The 17,785-nt window shown below is 70.5% G+C and carries 15 protein-coding genes; 13 read left to right on the plus strand and 2 right to left on the minus strand.

Going from position 1 to position 17,785, the window contains the following annotated elements:
- The first annotated feature begins 9 nt into the window (after nucleotides 1-9).
- The 12 genes from D9R14_RS11180 (at nucleotide 10) to dprA (ending at nucleotide 12,737) form a co-directional block, all read left to right on the plus strand.
- The gene (locus D9R14_RS11180) at nucleotides 10-711 is read left to right on the plus strand and encodes a GntR family transcriptional regulator (RefSeq protein WP_121623418.1); all 702 of its coding nucleotides are present in this window, start codon (nucleotides 10-12) and stop codon (nucleotides 709-711) included.
- On the plus strand, nucleotides 708-1,094 hold the full coding sequence (locus D9R14_RS11185) for a carboxymuconolactone decarboxylase family protein (protein WP_121623419.1): 387 nt from the start codon (nucleotides 708-710) through the stop codon (nucleotides 1,092-1,094). Before D9R14_RS11180 ends, D9R14_RS11185 begins: the two co-directional genes overlap by 4 nt.
- 246 nt (nucleotides 1,095-1,340) lie before the next feature.
- Nucleotides 1,341-2,621, plus strand: a complete 1,281-nt coding sequence (locus D9R14_RS11195) for an MFS transporter (RefSeq protein ID WP_121623420.1) — start codon at nucleotides 1,341-1,343, stop codon at nucleotides 2,619-2,621.
- A gap of 442 nt (nucleotides 2,622-3,063) precedes the next feature.
- A complete protein-coding gene (locus D9R14_RS11200; RefSeq protein ID WP_121623421.1) occupies nucleotides 3,064-3,789 on the plus strand; it encodes an ABC transporter ATP-binding protein in 726 nt (241 codons plus the stop codon).
- A gap of 11 nt (nucleotides 3,790-3,800) precedes the next feature.
- Nucleotides 3,801-4,655 (plus strand): ABC transporter permease, encoded by an 855-nt coding sequence (locus D9R14_RS11205; RefSeq protein ID WP_121623422.1) that lies wholly within the window; start codon nucleotides 3,801-3,803, stop codon nucleotides 4,653-4,655.
- Nucleotides 4,656-4,682: 27 nt separating this feature from the next.
- On the plus strand, nucleotides 4,683-5,717 hold the full coding sequence (locus D9R14_RS11210; protein ID WP_121623423.1) for an ABC transporter substrate-binding protein: 1,035 nt from the start codon (nucleotides 4,683-4,685) through the stop codon (nucleotides 5,715-5,717).
- Nucleotides 5,718-5,790: 73 nt separating this feature from the next.
- Nucleotides 5,791-6,804 (plus strand): ornithine cyclodeaminase family protein, encoded by a 1,014-nt coding sequence (locus D9R14_RS11215; RefSeq protein ID WP_121623424.1) that lies wholly within the window; start codon nucleotides 5,791-5,793, stop codon nucleotides 6,802-6,804.
- Nucleotides 6,805-7,039: 235 nt separating this feature from the next.
- On the plus strand, nucleotides 7,040-8,437 hold the full coding sequence (locus tag D9R14_RS11220) for a UbiD family decarboxylase (protein ID WP_170168581.1): 1,398 nt from the start codon (nucleotides 7,040-7,042) through the stop codon (nucleotides 8,435-8,437).
- A gap of 237 nt (nucleotides 8,438-8,674) precedes the next feature.
- Complete coding sequence (locus tag D9R14_RS11225) at nucleotides 8,675-9,631, plus strand: aspartate carbamoyltransferase catalytic subunit (RefSeq protein WP_121623426.1); 957 nt, start codon at nucleotides 8,675-8,677, stop codon at nucleotides 9,629-9,631.
- A complete protein-coding gene (locus tag D9R14_RS11230) occupies nucleotides 9,624-10,943 on the plus strand; it encodes a dihydroorotase (protein ID WP_121623427.1) in 1,320 nt (439 codons plus the stop codon). Before D9R14_RS11225 ends, D9R14_RS11230 begins: the two co-directional genes overlap by 8 nt.
- A 24-nt stretch (nucleotides 10,944-10,967) precedes the next feature.
- A complete protein-coding gene (gene plsY, locus D9R14_RS11235; RefSeq protein ID WP_121623428.1) occupies nucleotides 10,968-11,585 on the plus strand; it encodes a glycerol-3-phosphate 1-O-acyltransferase PlsY in 618 nt (205 codons plus the stop codon).
- A gap of 3 nt (nucleotides 11,586-11,588) precedes the next feature.
- Entirely contained in the window at nucleotides 11,589-12,737 is a 1,149-nt protein-coding gene (gene dprA, locus D9R14_RS11240; RefSeq protein ID WP_121623429.1) for a DNA-processing protein DprA, read from the plus strand.
- 21 nt (nucleotides 12,738-12,758) lie between these two features.
- Here the strand turns inward: dprA and D9R14_RS11245 are convergent, their stop codons facing one another.
- Nucleotides 12,759-12,908 (minus strand): hypothetical protein, encoded by a 150-nt coding sequence (locus D9R14_RS11245; protein ID WP_245420743.1) that lies wholly within the window; start codon nucleotides 12,906-12,908, stop codon nucleotides 12,759-12,761.
- A 388-nt stretch (nucleotides 12,909-13,296) separates the two neighbouring features.
- On the opposite strand from D9R14_RS11245, the gene topA reads away from it, so the two are divergent.
- Nucleotides 13,297-15,954, plus strand: coding sequence for a type I DNA topoisomerase (topA, locus tag D9R14_RS11250; RefSeq protein ID WP_121623431.1), 2,658 nt, complete (start codon nucleotides 13,297-13,299; stop codon nucleotides 15,952-15,954).
- A gap of 40 nt (nucleotides 15,955-15,994) precedes the next feature.
- On the opposite strand, the gene D9R14_RS11255 is transcribed toward topA, so the two are convergent.
- Nucleotides 15,995-17,470, minus strand: a complete 1,476-nt coding sequence (locus D9R14_RS11255; protein ID WP_245420745.1) for an MDR family MFS transporter — start codon at nucleotides 17,468-17,470, stop codon at nucleotides 15,995-15,997.
- Between the last annotated feature and the right edge of the window lie 315 nt (nucleotides 17,471-17,785).

Raw genomic sequence — 17,785 nt, forward strand, 5'->3', positions numbered from 1 at the left:
GATGACGCGATGAACAAGCCACTCCACGGTCTCGGCCCTGTCCGGCAGGAAGCCGCCCCGCTCCGGCGCAAGATCACGTCGGCGCTCCGCCGCGCCATCGAGACCGGCGCGCTCGCGCCCGGCAGCCGGCTGGTGGAAAAGGACCTGTGCGCCGAACTGGACGTGAGCCGCACCTCGCTGCGCGAATCCCTGCGCGAGCTGGAGGCCGAGGGCCTCGTCACCAACGGCTCCAAGGGGCTGGTTGTCACCGCCATCTCGCCCCAGGAGGCGCGCAACATCTATGCCGTGCGCGGCGTGCTGGAGGGGCTGCTGGTGGAGCAGTTCGCGCGTCAGGCCGATGGCGACGCCATGGCGCGGCTAGACGTGGCGGTCGCCGACCTCGCGAGCGCCTACGAGGAGGCGGTGATCGAACGCATCATCGCCGCCAAGGCGGAGCTCTACGAGGTGCTGTGCGCGGGGGCGGACAATTTCATCGTGCTGGAGCTGCTCTCGCGCCTCAACACGCGCATCAACCGGCTGCGCTTCGCCTCGCTGTCGCAGCCGCTGCGGGCCAAGGCCAGCATCGCCGAGATCCATGCACTCGCCGACGCGCTGAAGCGCCGCGACGCCGCAGAAGCCCGGCGCATCGCGCTCGGCCATATCGACGCGGCGGCCGCGGCGGCGCTCGGCGCCGTACCGAAAAACACAGCCTCCGAGGAAGGAACCCCATGACCGACGAACTGTACGAGAAGGGCCTGAAGACCCGCCGCGAGGTGGTGGGCTCCGCCTATGTGGACAAGTCGCTCGCCGAGATGACCGAGTTCACCCGCCCGCTCCAGGAACTGGTGACGCGCTATTGCTGGGGCGAGGTGTGGAACCGCGAGGGCCTCTCGCGCCGCGACCGCTCCATCATCAACCTCGCCGCCATCTCGGCGCTCAACCGCCCCCACGAGCTGAAGCTGCACGTGCGGGGCGCGCTCAATAACGGCATGTCGCCGGAGGAGATCCGCGAAGTCCTGCTGCAAATCGCCATCTATTGCGGGCTGCCGGCGGCGCTCGACGCCTTCCGCATCGCCCGCGAGACCATCGACGAAGAAGAAGCCAAGAAGGCCTGACCCCGCCGGGCGCCAGCCGCCCGGCCCGGCCCGACCTCATCATGTGACGGAAGCCGCGTCCGCCGGCTCCGCCATCGCCCGCGCCCCTCGGAGCTTCTCCGCCCGGCGCCCGGCGACGGCCCGGCCGGCGGCACGCTCCGCCCCGACGGCCATCCGCATCCAACCGACACGACCGCCATCCGCCCTCACCGGGGCGGAAGCGGCGGCGTGCGTTCCATCGTCCTGCGCCTCTAGGAGGTACTCATCATGTCATTCACCACCGCCGCGGCGGCGGGATCGCCGTCGATCACCCGCTACCAATGGCTCACGCTGGTCTCGGCCTTCCTCGGCTGGGCCTTCGATTCCATGGATCTCAACCTGTTCACGCTGGTCATGGTGCCGAGCGTGGCGGAACTGACCGGCACCCGCGATCCCGGCGCCATCGCCCACATGGGCGGGCTGATCCTCGCCATCAAGCTCCTGTGCTGGGGCATCGGCGGCATCTTCTTCGGCGTCATCGCCGACCGCTTCGGCCGCGCCCGCACGATGATCATCACCATCATCATCTACGCGACCTTCACCGGCCTCAGCGGCCTTGCCCAGAGCTGGACCCAGCTCGCGGTGCTCCAGGGCATCGCCGGCTTCGGCATCGGCGGCGAATGGGCGGCCGGCGCCGCGCTGCTCGCCGAGACCTGGCCCGAGAAGCACCGCGCCCGCGCCATGCAGGTGATGCAGATGGCGTTCGCGGTGGGCTTCTTCTTCGCCGCGCTCGCCAACCTGATGCTCGGCCCGATCTCCTGGCGCTGGGTGCTGGCGGCGGGCGCGCTGCCGGCGGTGGTGAGCCTCATCATCCGCCACTACGTGCCGGAGCCGGAGCGCTGGCGCCAGGCGCGGGCCAGGGAAGAGGCGCGCGGCGATGCCGGGGCCATGGCCACCTTCAAGGCCATCTTCGCGCCGGACCTGCGCCGCAAGACCATCGTCGGCGTGCTGGTGTCCTCGGCCATGATGATCGGCTGCTGGGGCGGCCTGGCGCTCCTGCCGAACTGGATCAACCAGCTGGTGCGCGCCTCGGGCGGCGCCAACGGCGTGCAGGCGGTGAGCTACGCGTTCATGCTGATGATGGTGGGCGCGCTCGCGGGGTACGTCTCGCTGATCTGGTTCACCGAATGGCTCGGCCGGCGCGGCGCCTACTTCCTGTTCTGCCTCGGGGCGCTGGCGTCGTCGCTGTACCTGTTCATGGCCATTACCGACCTGAACACCCTCCTGTGGTTCATGCTGGTCTACGGCTTCTTCGTGATCGGCGGCTTCGGCACCTTCGCGCTGTACCTGCCCGAGCTGTTCCCGACCCGCGTGCGCGCCACCGGCCAGGGCTTCGCCTGGAACGCGGCGCGCTGCATCACCGCCGCCGGCCCGCTCCTGGTGGGCACCATGCTCGCCACCTTCGGCTCGTTCCCCGCGGCGGCGGCGGCCACCACGGCGGCCTATCTGGTCGGCCTCGTCGCCATCTGGTTCGGCCCCGAGACCAAGGGCCAGCCGCTGGAAGACTGATCCCACCCGTCCGCTCGGCCCCCCTCCCGCGCGGGGGGCCGGCGGACGAGCCCGTCGGCATTCACCAAAACCGCCGTCATGCGCCGGCTCGTCCGGAGCATCCACGCGGCCTCGCGGCGTCGCGCCCGGCCGGAGAATGGGCCCTCCGGTCAAGCCGGAGGGCGACGGCGGCGATGGGAGCGACGGCCGGGCGGCAAGCGGCGGGGATGTGGGCGCAGGGGTTTCTGCGGCGCAGGATCGCCCCGCCGCTTGCGCGGCATTGCAGCAATGCCTAATCACTGGGCAGACAGAGGGCGCTGCGCTCATCTTTTGGACTTGCCTGCTCCGTCCCCAAATCCATTATGTCTATACATGATTTAGAGGTGGGGACGCGGTGCGGGACTCCGTTCTGGCATTCGACGACATCCGGCAGGACTTTCCGGTACCCGGGCGGTCCACGGCGATGCGCGTTCTCGACGGCATCAGCTTCGAGGTGCGCGCCGGCAAGTTCACCGCCGTGATCGGACCATCCGGCTGCGGCAAGAGCACCCTGCTCCAGATGGCCGCCGGTCTGCTCGCCCCCACCGCCGGCGCGGTGCGCCACCGCGGGCGCAAGGTTGAGGGTGTCAACCGCGAGGTGGGCTTCGTGCCGCAGCAGGCGCAGCTCTTCCCCTGGAAGACATTGGCCGAGAACATCGAGCTCCCGCTGCTGCTGCGCGGGGTCGCGGCGGACGAGCGGCGCGAGCGGGTGGCGCAGGCGATCCGCTCGGTCGCCCTCGACGGCTTCGGCAACCACTATCCCAACCAGCTTTCCGGCGGCATGCAGAAGCGCGGCTCCATCGCCCGCACCCTGGTCTACCGGCCGGACGTGATCCTGATGGACGAGCCGTTCGGCGCGCTCGACGCCCAGACCCGCATGGTGATGCAGTCCGACCTCCAGACGCTCTCGGCCGAGGTGGGGGCCACCGTGGTGTTCGTCACCCACGACATCACGGAGGCGATCCTCTTGGCTGACGACGTGGTGGTGCTGAGCCAGCGCCCCTCCCGCATGCTCGCCCACATCCCCATCGACCTGCCGCGCCCGCGCGACATGTTCGAGCCGTTCCGCAACCCGCGCTTCGATGCCGCCTACGAGACGGTCTGGGCCGCGTTCAGCGCCCAGGTCGCCGGCGCGCGCCGGCCCCATTGAGGCGATCGAGAATGAACGAGATCGTCGAACGCGCCCTCGACCGCCCCGCCGGCAAGCCCGCGCCCGAGCGGGCCGCGCTGCGCGCCCGCCTCGCGGTGTGGGGCCAGCGCCTGCTGGTGCTCGCGCCGGGCATCGCCCTCATCGCCTTCTGGCAGTGGGCCTCCGGCCGCATCATCAAGGAGCTCTACGTCTCCAAGCCCACGGCGGTGGTGGAGCGGCTCTACGAGCTGTTCGCCTCGGGCGAGATCTATCCGCATCTGTGGATCACCGGCCAGGAACTGGTGTTCGGCTATCTCATCGGGGTCGGCGCCGGCATCGTCGGCGGCTATGCGCTCGGCCGCTCGCCGCGCCTGTCGGCCATCTTCGAGCCCTATGTGATGGCGTTCTACGGCATCCCCAAGATCGCGCTGGCGCCGCTGTTCATCATCTGGTTCGGCATCGGCATGTGGTCGAAGGTGGCGCTGGCCGCCATCATGGTGTTCTTCCTCGTGTTCTATAACGTCTATTCGGGCGTGAAGAGCGTCGACCGGGAACTGGTCAACCTCGCCAAGGTGATGGGCGCGAACGAGCGCCAGCTCACCACTCACGTCTATCTGCCCGCCGCCTCGCCCTATGTGGTGCTCGGCATGCGCATGGCGATCCCCTATTCGGTGATCGGCGTGATCGTCGGCGAGTTCACCTCCTCGATGCAGGGGCTCGGCCTGTTCATCCACGAGGCCTCGGCCACCTACGACCCGGCGGGCGTGTTCGCCGGCATCACCATCCTGCTCGCCTTCGTCATCACCGCCAATTTCCTCGCCGGACGGCTGGAACGCCGCCTCCTGCGCTGGCGCACGCCCATGGGCGCGGCGCCCACCGACATCTGACATCCCCGAACCAACCCGGAGGGCATCATGCGCGTGGTCCACAAACTGGTAGCGGCCGCCGCCGTCGGCGCGTCTCTGTTCCTTGCGCCGACGCTGGCGTCCGCGCAGCAGGCGGTGCGCATCGGCCAGGCCACCTCGGCGCTCTCCTTCATGCCGATCTGGGGCGCCCGCGCGCTCGACACCTTTGCGCCCAACGGGCTGACCCTGACGCTCGCCGTGGTGCCGGGAGGCGATCCGAACGCGCTCGCCGCGCTCGATTCCGGCGACATCGACTTCGCCGCCGTGGGCTCCGAGGCGGTGCTGCGCGCGGCGGCCAAGGGCCAGCCGTTCCAGATCATCTCCTCGCTGATGTCGAAGGTGACGCTGGAACTCGTCGTCTCCAAGGAGTTCATGGAGAAGACCGGCGTGAAGCCATCCGATCCGCTGCCGAAGCGCCTCGCGGCGCTCAAGGGCGCGCTGGTGGGCGTGTCCTCGATCGGCGGCGCGCAGGACACAGCGGCCCGCTGGCTCGCCGCCAAGGGCGGGCTGAACCCGAAGGACGACATCAAGGTGGCCCAGGTGGGCAACCCGCCGGCGCTGCTCGCCGCGCTCGAGAACAAGCGCATCGACGCCTTCGTGCTCTCCCCGCCGCAGGGCTTCCTCGCCGAGCAGTCCGGTGCCGGCGTGGTGCTGGTGAAGATGGGCGACGACTTCCCCGCGCTCGCCAACCTGCCCTTCCTGGTTCTGGTGGCGAAGAAGCCGGCGGACGAGAAGGCCACCGACCTCACGGTGCGCACCCTCAAGGCGCTGCGCGCCGCCAGCGCCGAGCTGGTCGCCAAGCCCGAGCCCACCGCGCTCGCCATCCACGCCAAGTTCTTCGCCAAGTCCTCGCCCGAGAGCATCGTCTCGGCGGTGAAGGCCATGGCGAGCGGCGTCGCCGACGGCGGCAAGCTCAATGCCGAGGGCTTCCAGAACCTGATCGCCTTCGCCAAGGAGGTCGGCACCGACCTCGGCAAGGACTACGACGCCAAGTCCATGGAGAACGACGTCTGGACCAACGCCTTCATCGACAAGGCGAAGTGATCCCTCTCCCGTCCGGAATGAGCGGCGCCGGACCCTCCCGGCGCCGCAGCACACGAGACCCAAGAAGACGGCCATGAGCAGCCACCCTCCGATCTATATCGACTTCCTGAACGGCCCGGACATCGCCGCGCTCGGCATCACCGACGACGAGATTCTGGGCGCCATCGAGAAGAGCCTCAAGGCGCAGGGCCTCGGCGAGACCGTCATCGAGCCGCGCGTGCACCTGCACCCCAACCCGGCGGTGGAAGGCCACTTCAACGTGCTGCGCGGCGCCATCGGCGGCGACGTGGACATTGCCGGCGTGAAGGTGGTGAGCGACTTCTACCTGAACTACGAGAAGGGCCTGCCCTCCGAGATGGCGGTGCTCACCTTGATGTCGCGCGACACCGGCATGCCCAAGGCCATCATCGAGGCCGGCGGCATCACCGACATGCGCACCGGCGCCATCACCGCCATGGGCGCCAAGTATCTCGCCCGCAAGAATTCCAAGATCCTCGGCCATATCGGCGCGCGCGGCTCGTCCTACTGGAACGTGCGCCTGCTGGACCGGCTGTTCGACTTCGACGAGATCCGCGTCCATTCGCGTCGGCCGGAGAGCTACAAGCCGTTCGCGGAGAAGCTGGAGCACGACCTCGGCAAGAAGATCCGCGCGGTCGACACCTGGGAAGAGACGGTGCGCGGCGCCGACATCGTGGTGGAGGCCTCGCGCCTCACCAAGCCCGAGCCGCTCTTGAAGACCGAATGGATCAAGCCGGGCGCCCTGGTGGTGCCCTACGGCACCAAGAGCGCGGTCGAACTCTCCCTCACCGACATCATGTCGAAGCTGGTGGTGGACGACTGGGGCCAGTGCCGCGAAGGCGATCTGGGCTCCCTGCGCGCCCATGTGCGCGCCGGCAAGCTCTCGGAAGAGACGCTTTACGCCGAAATGGGCCAGATCGTCGCCGGGCTGAAGCCGGGCCGGGAGAACGACGAGGAGACCATCCTGTTCTGGCACCGGGGCCTCTCGCTGTCCGACATCGCGCTGGGCCACGCCATGCTGGAGAAGGCGGCGCGCCTCGGCATCGGCCAGCGCCTGCGCTTCGCCTGACGCTTGTCCCGGCGCCCGGCGCCGGCGCTTCCATGGTCTGGAAGCCTGGCCTCACGCCGTCATGGCCGGGCTCGACCGGCCATCCACGGGTTGAGACCCGGAGCAGACTTCCGGAGCCGGAGCTGGCGGCTCGGCCTGGATGCCCGGCACGAGCCCGGGCATGACGGACGGATGGCCTGGGCCTTCCATGAAATTCCCTGACGGCGCCCGGCGCCGCAACAAGAGAGCCGATCCGATGGACGCCCAGACCCTTTCCCGGCAGGACCTTTCCCGGCAGGACCTGCGCAGCTTCCTCGCGGCGTTCGAGGCCGCCCACCCGGACCAGGTGCTGCGCGTCACGGACGAGGTGGACCTCGACTACGACACCACCGCCATCGCCTTCGAGTTCGAGAAGCGCGGCAGCCCCATTCTCATCTTCGAGAACGTGAAGGGCTCGCGCTTTCCGGTGCTGATGAACGTGTTCGGCCGCCGCAGCCGGTTCGCCGCCGCGCTCGGCGTGCCGGAGGACAAGCTGATCGAGGCGTGGTCCGCGGTGGACGCCGCCCCGATCAAGCCGGAGGTGGTGAAGAGCGGGCCGATCCTCGACGTGGTGCTGAAGGGCGACGCGGTGGACCTGTCCTATTTGCCCATCATGCGGCACTTCCGCGAGGACGGCGGCCCCTACATCACCAATGCCATGTTCATCGCCAAGGACCCGGAGACGGGCGTACGCAACGCCTCGTTCCACCGCATGCAGATGAACGGCAAGACGCGGTTCGGCACCTCGTTGCACTCGCGCCGGCATCTGTGGAACCTCGCCCGCAAGGCCTCGGCCATGGGGCTGAAGGAGATGCCGGTGGTGGTCGTGGTGGGCTGCCACCCGCTCATCACCTTCGGCGCCGGCCTTTGGAAGGGGCCGATCAGCGCCGACGAATACGAGATGGCGGGTGGCTTCCTCGGCGAGCCGCTGAAGGTGGTGGAGGGCGTGACAGGACCGATCGAGATCCCCGCCTTCGCGGAAGTGGCCATCGAGGGCAAGCTGCTGCTCGACGCGGACGAGAACGAGGGTCCGTTCGGCGAGTTCACCGGCTACGCCTCCGAGCGCTCCACCCGCAACGCGGTGGAGGTGACGGGCATTCTGCACCGGCGCGACGCCTTCTATCAGAACATCGTCGCCGGCATCTCGGACGAGCACACGCTGCTGCTCGGCGTCTCCCAGGAGGCGCGGCAGCTGAAGTCGCTGCGCGTGCACTATCCGAACGTGACGGCGGTGAGCTATCCCAAGTCCGGCACCTGCCTGCTGCACACCTACATCGCGGTGAAGAACCCGGCGCCGGGCGAGGCCGCCAACATTGCCGCCGCCGCGTTCGGCGACAACCTCTCGCTCAAGCTGGTGATCGTGGTGGACGACGACATCGACGTCCATGACGAGGAGCAGGTCATGTGGGCGGTGTGCACCCGCTTCCAGGCCAACGAGGACATGGAGCTGATCCGCAACGGCATGGGGGCGATCCTCGATCCCTCCAACCGCAACGGCGCGACGGCCAAGCTGACCATCGACGCCACCTGCAAGAAGCGCCCCTATGCGCGGCGCCACTCGCTGCCCGACGACGTGAAGGAAAAGGCCCGCGCGCTGGTGGCAAAGCTGGCCTGAGGGCGGCGAGCCAGGGTTTGCATCCCTGGGTGCGGGGCATCCTGCCGGAGCCCCGTTCTCACCCCTGAAGCCGCAGGGGCACCGGGCGGCCTGTGTCGCCCCGTGCAGCGGACCTCCGGCCCGGTCACGGCAGCCGCATACGACGGGCGGATGCTGTTGATGGATCAACAGGCCGCGCCGCCGCCCGCAGGCCGGCCTTGCTCCCGCGCCGCCATGGGGCTATGCCTCCGGCCTGCCATGACGTCCGCCCCGTTCGCCTCCGCCTTCACCCTCTCGGGCCGCGACCTCCTCGGCATCGAGGGACTGTCCGCCCCCGAGATCGTCGGCCTGCTCGACCTCGCCGAGGAATTCATCGTCCTCAACCGGCAGATCGAGAAGAAGCGCACGACACTGCGCGGCCGCACCCAGATCAACCTCTTCTTCGAGGCCTCCACCCGCACCCAGTCCTCGTTCGAGATCGCTGGCAAGCGGCTCGGCGCGGACGTGATGAACATGTCGGTGTCCTCCTCCTCGCTCAAGAAGGGCGAGACGCTGATCGACACCGCCATCACGCTCAACGCCATGCACCCGGACATATTGGTGGTGCGCCACCATGCCTCCGGCGCGGTGGCGCTGCTCGCGCGCAAGGTGGACTGCTGCGTGGTGAATGCCGGCGACGGCGCCCACGAGCACCCGACACAGGCGCTGCTCGACGCCCTCACCATCCGCCGCAACAAGGGCCGCATCGAGGGGCTCACCGTCGCCATCTGCGGCGACGTGCTGCATTCGCGGGTGGCCCGCTCCAACATCCTCCTGCTCGGCGCGCTCGGCGCCAATGTGCGGGTGGTGGCGCCCTCCACGCTGCTGCCGGCGGGGATCGAGAATTTCGGCGTCGAGGTGCACCGCTCCATGGCGAGCGGGCTCGACGGGGCGGACATCGTCATGATGCTGCGCATCCAGCGCGAGCGCATGGCGGGCTCGTTCATCCCCTCGGTGAAGGAGTATTTCCACTTCTTCGGCCTCGACGAGGACAAGCTGAAGCGCGCGAAGCCCGACGCGCTGGTGATGCATCCCGGCCCCATGAACCGGGGGGTGGAGATCGATTCCAGCGTCGCCGACGGCCCGCAATCCCTGATCCGCGAGCAGGTGGAGATGGGCGTCGCCGTGCGCATGGCGGTGCTCGACGCCCTCGCCCGGAAGTTGCCCAATGCGTGATCCCGTGCGCCATTCCAACGGCGATCCCCGCCCGCTGCTGCTCGCCAACGCCCGCGTGGTGGACCCCTCGCGCGGAGCGGACTTCCACGGCGACGTGTTCATCGCCGATGGCGTGGTGAAGGACGCGGCCTTCGGCATCGCCAATGCCGGCCCGCCGGACGGCGCCGAGGTGGTGGATTGCAGGGGCGCGGTGGTCGCCCCCGGCCTCGTCGACATGCGCGCCTTTGCCGGCGAGCCCGGCGCCGAGCCACGCGAGACGCTGGCGAGCGCCTCGCTCGCCGCCGCCGCTGGCGGGGTGACGACGCTGATCTGCCAGCCGGACACCGATCCGGTGGTGGACGAGCCGGCTATCGTCGACTTCATCCTGCGCCGCGCCCGCGATACCGCGGTGGTGCGCGTCCATCCCATGGCCGCCATCACCAAGGGCCTCAAGGGCGAGGAGATGACCGAGATCGGCCTGCTGACCGCCGCCGGCGCGGTCGCCTTCACGGACGGCCACGCATCGATCCCGAGCGCGCAGGTGCTGCGCCGGGCGCTGACCTATGCGCGCGACTTCGACGCGTTGATCGTGCACCACACCGAGGACGCCACCATGTCCGGCGGCGCCATGAACCAGGGCGAGTTCGCCGCGCGCCTCGGGCTCGGCGGCGTGCCGAAATCGGCCGAGACCATCGTGCTGGAGCGCGACGTGCGCCTCGTGGGCGACGCGCGCGGGCGCTACCACGCGGCCGCGGTGACCTGCGCCGAATCGCTCGCCGTGCTGGAGCGCGCCAAGGCGGCCGGGCTGCCCGTGACCGCCTCCGCCTCCATCAACCACCTGACCTTCAACGAGCTGGACATCGGCTCCTACCGCACCTTCTTCAAGCTGAAGCCGCCGCTGCGCGCGGAGGACGACCGCAAGGCGCTGATCCGCGCGCTGGCGAGCGGGCTCATCGACGTAGTGGTCTCCGACCACCTGCCGCAGGACGTGGAGGGCAAGCGCCTGCCGTTCTCGGAGGCCGAGCCCGGCGCGCTGGGCCTTGAAACCCTGCTCGCCGCAGCCCTGCGCCTCGTCCATGCGGACGAGATCGACCTCGTGAGCCTGCTCTTCGCTTTGTCCACGCGGCCGGCGCAGATCCTCGGCCTCAAGGGCGGCACGCTGAAGGCCGGCGCGCCGGCGGACGTGATCGTGTTCGATCCGCACCAAGCCTATGTGCTCGACAAAAGGGACCTGAAGTCGCGCTCGCGCAACACACCGTTCGACGAGGCGCGGCTGGACGGGCGGGTGCTGCGTACCATCGTTGCCGGGCAGACCGTCTACGAATACGTTTGAGCGCCCACCCACCGCCGGACGCCCATGCTCTCTTTCTTCTCCTGGTCCCTGCCCGCGGTGCCGACGCTCCTCGCGCTGGCGCTCGGCTATCTCCTCGGCTCGATCCCGTTCGGGCTGGTGCTGACGCGGCTCGGCCGCACCCGCGACATCCGCACCATCGGCTCGGGCAATATCGGCGCCACCAACGTGCTGCGCACCGGGCGCAAGGACCTTGCCGCCCTCACCTTGCTGGGCGATGCGCTGAAGGGCACGGCGGCGGTGCTGATCGCCGGGCACCTGTTCGGCCCCGACGGGGCGCTGGCGGCGGGCCTCGCGGCCTTCCTCGGCCACGTCTTCCCGGTCTGGCTCGGCTTCAGGGGCGGCAAGGGGGTCGCGACCTTCCTCGGCGTCGCCCTCGCGCTGGCGTGGCCGGCGGCGCTCGCCTTCGCGGCCACCTGGCTGCTGATGGCCTACCTGACGCGCTATTCCTCGCTCTCGGCGCTCGCGGCCGCCATCGCCACGCCGCTCGCCGCGCTGACGCTCGGCGAGACGCGGGCGGCGGCGCTGCTCGCCCTGCTCGCCGTGATCCTGTGGGCAAAGCACCACGAGAACATCGCGCGGCTCGTCGCCGGCACCGAGGGCAAGATCGGCGCGAAAGGCTGAGCCATGGCTTCCCGCGGCGCGCCCTCCTCCCCGCCGCCCGAAGCCGGACGCGACCTCCTGTCCCCCGAGCAGCGGCTCGACTGGCTGCGCCTGATCCGCACCGAGAATGTCGGCCCGCGCACCTTCCGCGTGCTCATCAACCAGTATGGCGGCGCGGCCGCGGCGCTGGAGGCACTGCCCACGCTCGCCCGGCGCGGCGGCCGCCTGGTGCCGCCCCAGGTGCCGAGCCGCGCCGACGCGGAGGCGGAGATGGCGGGCCTCGCCCGCATGGGCGGCCGGCTGGTGGCGCTCGGCGAGGCGGACTACCCGGCGGCGCTGCGCGCGCTCGACGACGCGCCCCCGCTCATCGCCGTGCGCGGCCGGGCGGAACTGCTGCGCCGGCCGAAGGTCGCCATGGTCGGCGCGCGCAACGCCTCCGCCGCCGGCCGCAGCTTCGCGGCGCGCCTCGCCCGCGACCTCGGGGCGGACGGCTGGGTGGTGGTGTCGGGCCTCGCGCGCGGCATCGACGCCGCCGCCCACGAGGCGAGCCTTGAGACCGGGACCGTCGGCGTGTTCGCCGGCGGCCTCACCCGCCCCTATCCGCCCGAGAACCTGAAGCTGATCGAGACCATCGCCGAGCGCGGCGTGCTGGTCTCCGAGATGCCGCTCGGCTGGGAGCCGCGAGCGCGCGACTTCCCGCGCCGCAACCGCCTGGTCTCCGGCCTGTCGCTCGGCGTTGTGGTGGTGGAGGCGGCGGAACGCTCGGGCTCGCTCATCACCGCGCGCCTCGCCGGCGAGCAGGGGCGGGAGGTGTTCGCCGTGCCCGGCTCGCCGCTCGATCCGCGCGCGGGCGGCACCAACCGGCTGCTGAAGCAGGGCGCGACCCTCGTCACCGAGGCCGGCGACGTGACATCGGTGCTCGCCCCCATGATCGGCCGGGAGCCGGACGGGTCGGGCGCCCTCGCCGCCCCGGACGCGCTGTCGCCGCCGCCGGCGCCGGGCGACGACGTGCGCGGCCGCGTGCTGGAGCTGCTCTCCCCCGTGCCCACTCCGGTGGACGACCTGATCCGCCTCTCGGGCGCCAGCGCAGCGGAGGTCCAGATCATCCTGCTCGAACTGGAGCTGGCCGGGCGGCTCGACCGGCCCGGCACCGGGCGCGTGGCGCTGAGATAGGGCGTCACGAAGGATGGCGCCTCAGGTCTGCCGCTCGGCGGCCCCGTCGTCCGGCGTGTGCGACAGCACGATGTTGCGCGCCTCCAGGCGCGCCATGTCCAGGAGATAGGCCAAGGTCGCCAGATTGTGGCTGCGAGCGAGGCGGGCCAGCTCGCCGGCGAGCGATTCCACATACGCCGCCACCTCCGGAGAGGCAGGCCCACCCTGTGACGACGGAAAGTCCGCCATGGCTCGATCCTGGGATTCGCGAGGTACGGGAACGCTGATTACTCTCATAAAGGGAAACTGACACAAATAAACTTACCTAAGGTTGTATCTCGCTGGTCCCGGCCCCGGACCGCTCCGGAGGGCGGGCGATTTGACACAAGGCCGCCGGCTGCCCATGTTGCGGCCACCTCCGCTCGCGGCCACCGCACGGGGCGGCCGTGCCAGCGGTCCGTCCATGGCCGGTCGCGGCGGGGCAAAGCGGGGGCGGGAGAGGTGATCGACGCGGGCCCGAAAGGGCGGCCGCGGCGCATCATTCTTGGCTTCCGGGCTCACGGAAAGATACGGGACACCCATGCAGGTCGTCATCGTCGAATCGCCCGCAAAGGCGAAGACGATCAACAAATATCTCGGCCCCGGCTACGAGGTCATCGCGTCCTACGGCCACGTGCGCGACCTTCCTTCCAAGGACGGCTCGGTCGATCCGGACCAGGACTTCCGCATGCTCTGGGAGGTGGATCCCAAGGCGCAGAAGCGGCTCAACGAGATCGCCAGCGCGGTCAAGGGCGCCTCCGCCTTGATCCTCGCCACTGACCCGGACCGCGAGGGCGAGGCCATCTCCTGGCACGTCCTGGAGGTGCTGCGCCACAAGAAGGCGCTCAAGGACCAGAAGGTCGAGCGGGTGGTGTTCAACGCCATCACCAAGCAGGCGGTGCTGGAGGCCATGAAGGCGCCGCGCGCCATCGACGTGGCGCTGGTGGACGCCTATCTCGCCCGCCGCGCGCTCGACTATCTGGTCGGCTTCACGCTCTCCCCGGTGCTGTGGCGCAAGCTGCCCGGCGCCCGCTCGGCGGGCCGCGTGCAGTCGGTGGCGCTGCGCCTCGTCTGCGAGCGCGAGCGCGAGATCGAGACCTTCGTCGCCCGCGAATACTGGTCCATCACCGCCCGCCTCGCGACCCCCCGGAAGGAGGAGTTCGAGGCGCGCCTCTCCGGCGCCGACGGAAAGAAGATCACCCGCCTCACGGTGGGCACGGCGGAGGAGGCGAAGGCCTTCCGCGCGGCGCTCGACGCCGCCGCCTTCCGCGTGCGCTCGGTGGAGGCGAAGCCGGTCAGGCGCCACCCGCAGCCGCCCTTCACCACCTCGACCCTGCAGCAGGAGGCGAGCCGCAAGCTCGGCCTCGCCCCGGCGCGCACCATGCAGATCGCCCAGCGGCTCTATGAGGGCGTCGACGTGGGCGGCGAGACCGTCGGCCTCATCACCTATATGCGAACCGACGGCGTCGACATGGCCCCCGAGGCGGTGGCGGCGACCCGCTCGGCCATCGCCAAGCAGTTCGGGCCGAAATACCTGCCCGGCGTGCCCCGCAAGTACACCACCAAGGCCAAGAACGCCCAGGAGGCGCACGAGGCCATCCGCCCGACCGATCCCGCGCGCCATCCGCGCGAGGCGGCGCGCCATCTCGATGGCGAGCAGGCCAAGCTCTACGAGCTGATCTGGACCCGCACGGTGGCGAGCCAGATGGAATCGGCCGAGCTGGAGCGCACCACCGCCGACATCGAGGCGAAGGCCGGGGGCCGCGTGCTCGACCTCACCGCCACCGGCACGGTTGTGAAGTTCGACGGCTTCCTCACCCTCTATCGCGAGGGCAAGGACGACGACGACGAGGACGAGGAGAGCCGCCGTCTGCCCGCCATGAGCGCCGGCGAGGCGCTCGACCGGCGCGAGATCACCACCACCCAGCACTTCACCGAGCCGCCGCCGCGCTATTCCGAGGCATCGCTGGTCAAGCGCATGGAGGAGTTGGGCATCGGCCGGCCCTCCACCTATGCCGCCGTGCTCGCCGTGCTGCGCGACCGCGAATACGTCAAGCTCGACAAGAAGCGCCTCGTGCCGGAGGACAAGGGCCGGCTCGTCACCGCGTTCCTGGAGAGCTTCTTCAAGCGCTACGTGGAATACGACTTCACCGCCGACCTGGAGGAGAAGCTCGACGAGGTCTCGGCCGCGGAGCTCGACTGGAAGGAGGTGCTGCGCGCCTTCTGGCAGGACTTCCATGCCGCCATCGAGGCCACCAAGGACCTGCGCGTCTCCCAGGTGCTCGACGCGCTCGACGAGATGCTGACCGCCCACATCTTCCCGCCGCGGGAAGATGGCACCGACCCGCGTCTGTGCCCCACCTGCGGCACCGGGCGGCTGTCGCTGAAGATGGGCAAGTTCGGCGCCTTCATCGGCTGCTCCAACTATCCCGACTGCCGCCACACTCGTCCGCTCACCGGCGACAATGCGCAGGAGGGCGACGGCACCCGCGTGCTGGGGCTCGATCCCGTATCGGGCGAGGAAGTCACCATCCGCTCGGGACGCTTCGGCACCTATCTCCAGCTCGGCGAGGGCAAGGACGGGGAGAAGCCCAAGCGCTCCTCCTTGCCCAAGGGCCTCGCCCCGGCGGACGTGGACCTGGAGACCGCGCTCAAGCTGCTGGCGCTGCCGCGGGAAATCGGCCGCCATCCGGAGGACCAGGAACCGATCCTCGCCGGCATCGGCCGTTACGGCCCTTATGTCCAGCACGGGCGGACCTACGCCAATATCGAGGACGGCGACGACATCCTCGCCATCGGCCTCAACCGCGCGGTGACGCTGATCGCCGAGAAGCAGTCCAAGGGCCGAGGCGGGCGCGGCGGCACGCCAGCGGGCCGCACCTTGGGCGACCATCCGGTCCATGGCGGGCCGATCACCGTGCGCGCGGGCCGGTTCGGGCCCTACGTGAACCACGGCAAGGTCAATGCCACGCTGCCGAAGTCGGTGGACCCGGAGGCGCTGACCCTGGCGGAGGCGGTGACCATCGTCGACGCCAAGGCCGCGTCCAGCCCCGCCAAGCCCTCCCGCGGCCGCAAGGCGCCGGCCAAGTCCGCCGACGACGCGCCGAAGAAGGCGCCGGCCAAGAAGGCTTCTGCCAAGAAGCCGGCGGCGAAGAAGGCCCCCGCGAAGAAGCCCGCGGCCAAGAAGGCTGCAGAGTAAGGCACCCCACGCGGCGGCTGACGGGGCCGCCGCCAAGGCCCTATTCGGCGATGCCGGCGGCCTCCTCGGCCGCCGCGCGCACGCTGGAGCGCAGCGGGCGTTCCGCCATGGCGACGAGGAAGCCGAAGCCCATGGCCAGAACCAAAGCCGCGGTGCCGAACACGTAGGCGAAGCCGCCGGCCAGCGCCTCGGGCGCGGCCTGGCGCGCCAGTTCCTCCATGTCGTGACCGGAGGTGCGGCCGGCAAAGCCCAGCAGCACCGCGCCGAGCACCGCCACCACCATGGCCCCGCCGAGCTGGCGGGAGAAGTTCATGAGCCCCGTGGCGGTTCCCATGCGGTGCGGCGTGACCGCGTTCTGGATGGCGATGGTGGTCATGGGCAGCACCGTGCCGATGCCGACCCCGACCACGGCGAGCCCCGCCACCAGCGCGGGCAGCGGCAGGCTGCCGGGCGCCAGCGCGAAGGCGGCGAGCAGCAGCGCCGAGGAGGCGCAGCCGATCATGCCCGGCCGCTTGTAGTGGGTGAGGCGGGCGAGCAGCCGGCCCGACATCACCGCGCCGCAGACGATGCCGCCCATGAGCGGGATCAGGGCGAGGCCCGACTGGCTGGCGCTCAGCCCTCGCACGGTCTCGAAATAGAGCGGCACGAAGATGGAGAGGCCGACCATCGTCCCCGCCGCCGCGAACGCCGCCGGCACCGCGCGGCCCACCACCGGGTCGGTGAGCATGTCGAGCGAGATGAAGGGTTCGCGCACGGTGCGGATGCGCCAGACGAACAGCAGCCCCAGCACGAGGCTGGCGGCGAGCATGCCGAGGATCTCCGGCGAGCCCCAGGGCAGGCGCACGCCGCCCCAGTTGAGCGCCAGCAGCAGCACCAGCGCCGACAGGCCCATGAGCGCCGCGCCGGGCGCGTCGAGGTCGTGGCGGCGGTCGTGGCGCGGCAGCCGGCGCAGGGTGCGGTCGGTCATGAGATAGGCCGCCGCGCCGAGCGGCAGGTTGATCCAGAAGATCAGCGTCCAGTGCAGATGCTGGGCGAAGAAGCCGCCCATGACGGGCCCGAGGATGCTGGCGGCGGCGAACACGGCGGCGATCTGCGCCTGGTAGCGCGGTCGCTCGCGCGGCGCCACCACGTCGGCGATGATGGTCTGGGCGAGCGAGATCAGCCCGCCCCCGCCCAACCCCTGCACCGCGCGGGCGATGATGAGAAAGAGCAGGTTCGGCGCCAGGGCGCAGGCGAGCGAGGCGAGCGAGAACACCGCCACCGAGATCAGCAGCATCACGCGCCGGCCGCGAATGTCGGACAGCTTGCCGTAGAGCGGCGTCGCGACCGTGGCCGCCAGCAGATAGGAGGTCACCACCCAGGGCAGGTTGGCGAAGTCGCCGAACTCGGCGCCGATGGTCGGCAGCGCGGTGGCGACGATGGTCTGGTCCAGCGCGCCGAGGAACATCGCCAGCATGATGCCGAGGATGATGCGGCGGACGTCGGCGTGCGTGAGATCGGAAGGCTGGTGCTTCACGGAAGGCCCTCGGCTCCCGGCGCGCGGGCGCCCGCGGCGGCAGGGAGAGGGGGAGATAGGCCAAAATGCCGTGCCGAACAACGGCACAACGTGGGACCCCCGGCCGCGAGCCATGCGGCCCGCGCGGCCCCCGGATGCGGCGGGAAGGCCCCTGGCGGTCCGGCGGCTCTCCCCCGCGATCCGCCTTCTCCTCGTCCTCCTCCCCTCGCGGGAGAGGGACCGGAGTGAGGGTCCTGCCGGGCGCGGCCCCGGCCATGGGGCGAGCCCAGGCGGCCCCGTCACCCGTCTCGCGGCTGCGCCGCGATCCACCCTCTC

This window comes from Xanthobacter tagetidis, from assembly GCF_003667445.1.
GTDB lineage: Bacteria > Pseudomonadota > Alphaproteobacteria > Rhizobiales > Xanthobacteraceae > Xanthobacter > Xanthobacter tagetidis.

Coding starts and splice junctions, on each gene's coding strand:
- D9R14_RS11180 (WP_121623418.1), top strand. CDS start 10: ATGAACAAGCCACTCCACGGTCTCGGCCCTGTCCGGCAGGAAGCCGCC.
- D9R14_RS11185 (WP_121623419.1), top strand. CDS start 708: ATGACCGACGAACTGTACGAGAAGGGCCTGAAGACCCGCCGCGAGGTG.
- D9R14_RS11195 (WP_121623420.1), top strand. CDS start 1,341: ATGTCATTCACCACCGCCGCGGCGGCGGGATCGCCGTCGATCACCCGC.
- D9R14_RS11200 (WP_121623421.1), top strand. CDS start 3,064: ATGCGCGTTCTCGACGGCATCAGCTTCGAGGTGCGCGCCGGCAAGTTC.
- D9R14_RS11205 (WP_121623422.1), top strand. CDS start 3,801: ATGAACGAGATCGTCGAACGCGCCCTCGACCGCCCCGCCGGCAAGCCC.
- D9R14_RS11210 (WP_121623423.1), top strand. CDS start 4,683: ATGCGCGTGGTCCACAAACTGGTAGCGGCCGCCGCCGTCGGCGCGTCT.
- D9R14_RS11215 (WP_121623424.1), top strand. CDS start 5,791: ATGAGCAGCCACCCTCCGATCTATATCGACTTCCTGAACGGCCCGGAC.
- D9R14_RS11220 (WP_170168581.1), top strand. CDS start 7,040: ATGGACGCCCAGACCCTTTCCCGGCAGGACCTTTCCCGGCAGGACCTG.
- D9R14_RS11225 (WP_121623426.1), top strand. CDS start 8,675: ATGACGTCCGCCCCGTTCGCCTCCGCCTTCACCCTCTCGGGCCGCGAC.
- D9R14_RS11230 (WP_121623427.1), top strand. CDS start 9,624: ATGCGTGATCCCGTGCGCCATTCCAACGGCGATCCCCGCCCGCTGCTG.
- plsY (WP_121623428.1), top strand. CDS start 10,968: ATGCTCTCTTTCTTCTCCTGGTCCCTGCCCGCGGTGCCGACGCTCCTC.
- dprA (WP_121623429.1), top strand. CDS start 11,589: ATGGCTTCCCGCGGCGCGCCCTCCTCCCCGCCGCCCGAAGCCGGACGC.
- topA (WP_121623431.1), top strand. CDS start 13,297: ATGCAGGTCGTCATCGTCGAATCGCCCGCAAAGGCGAAGACGATCAAC.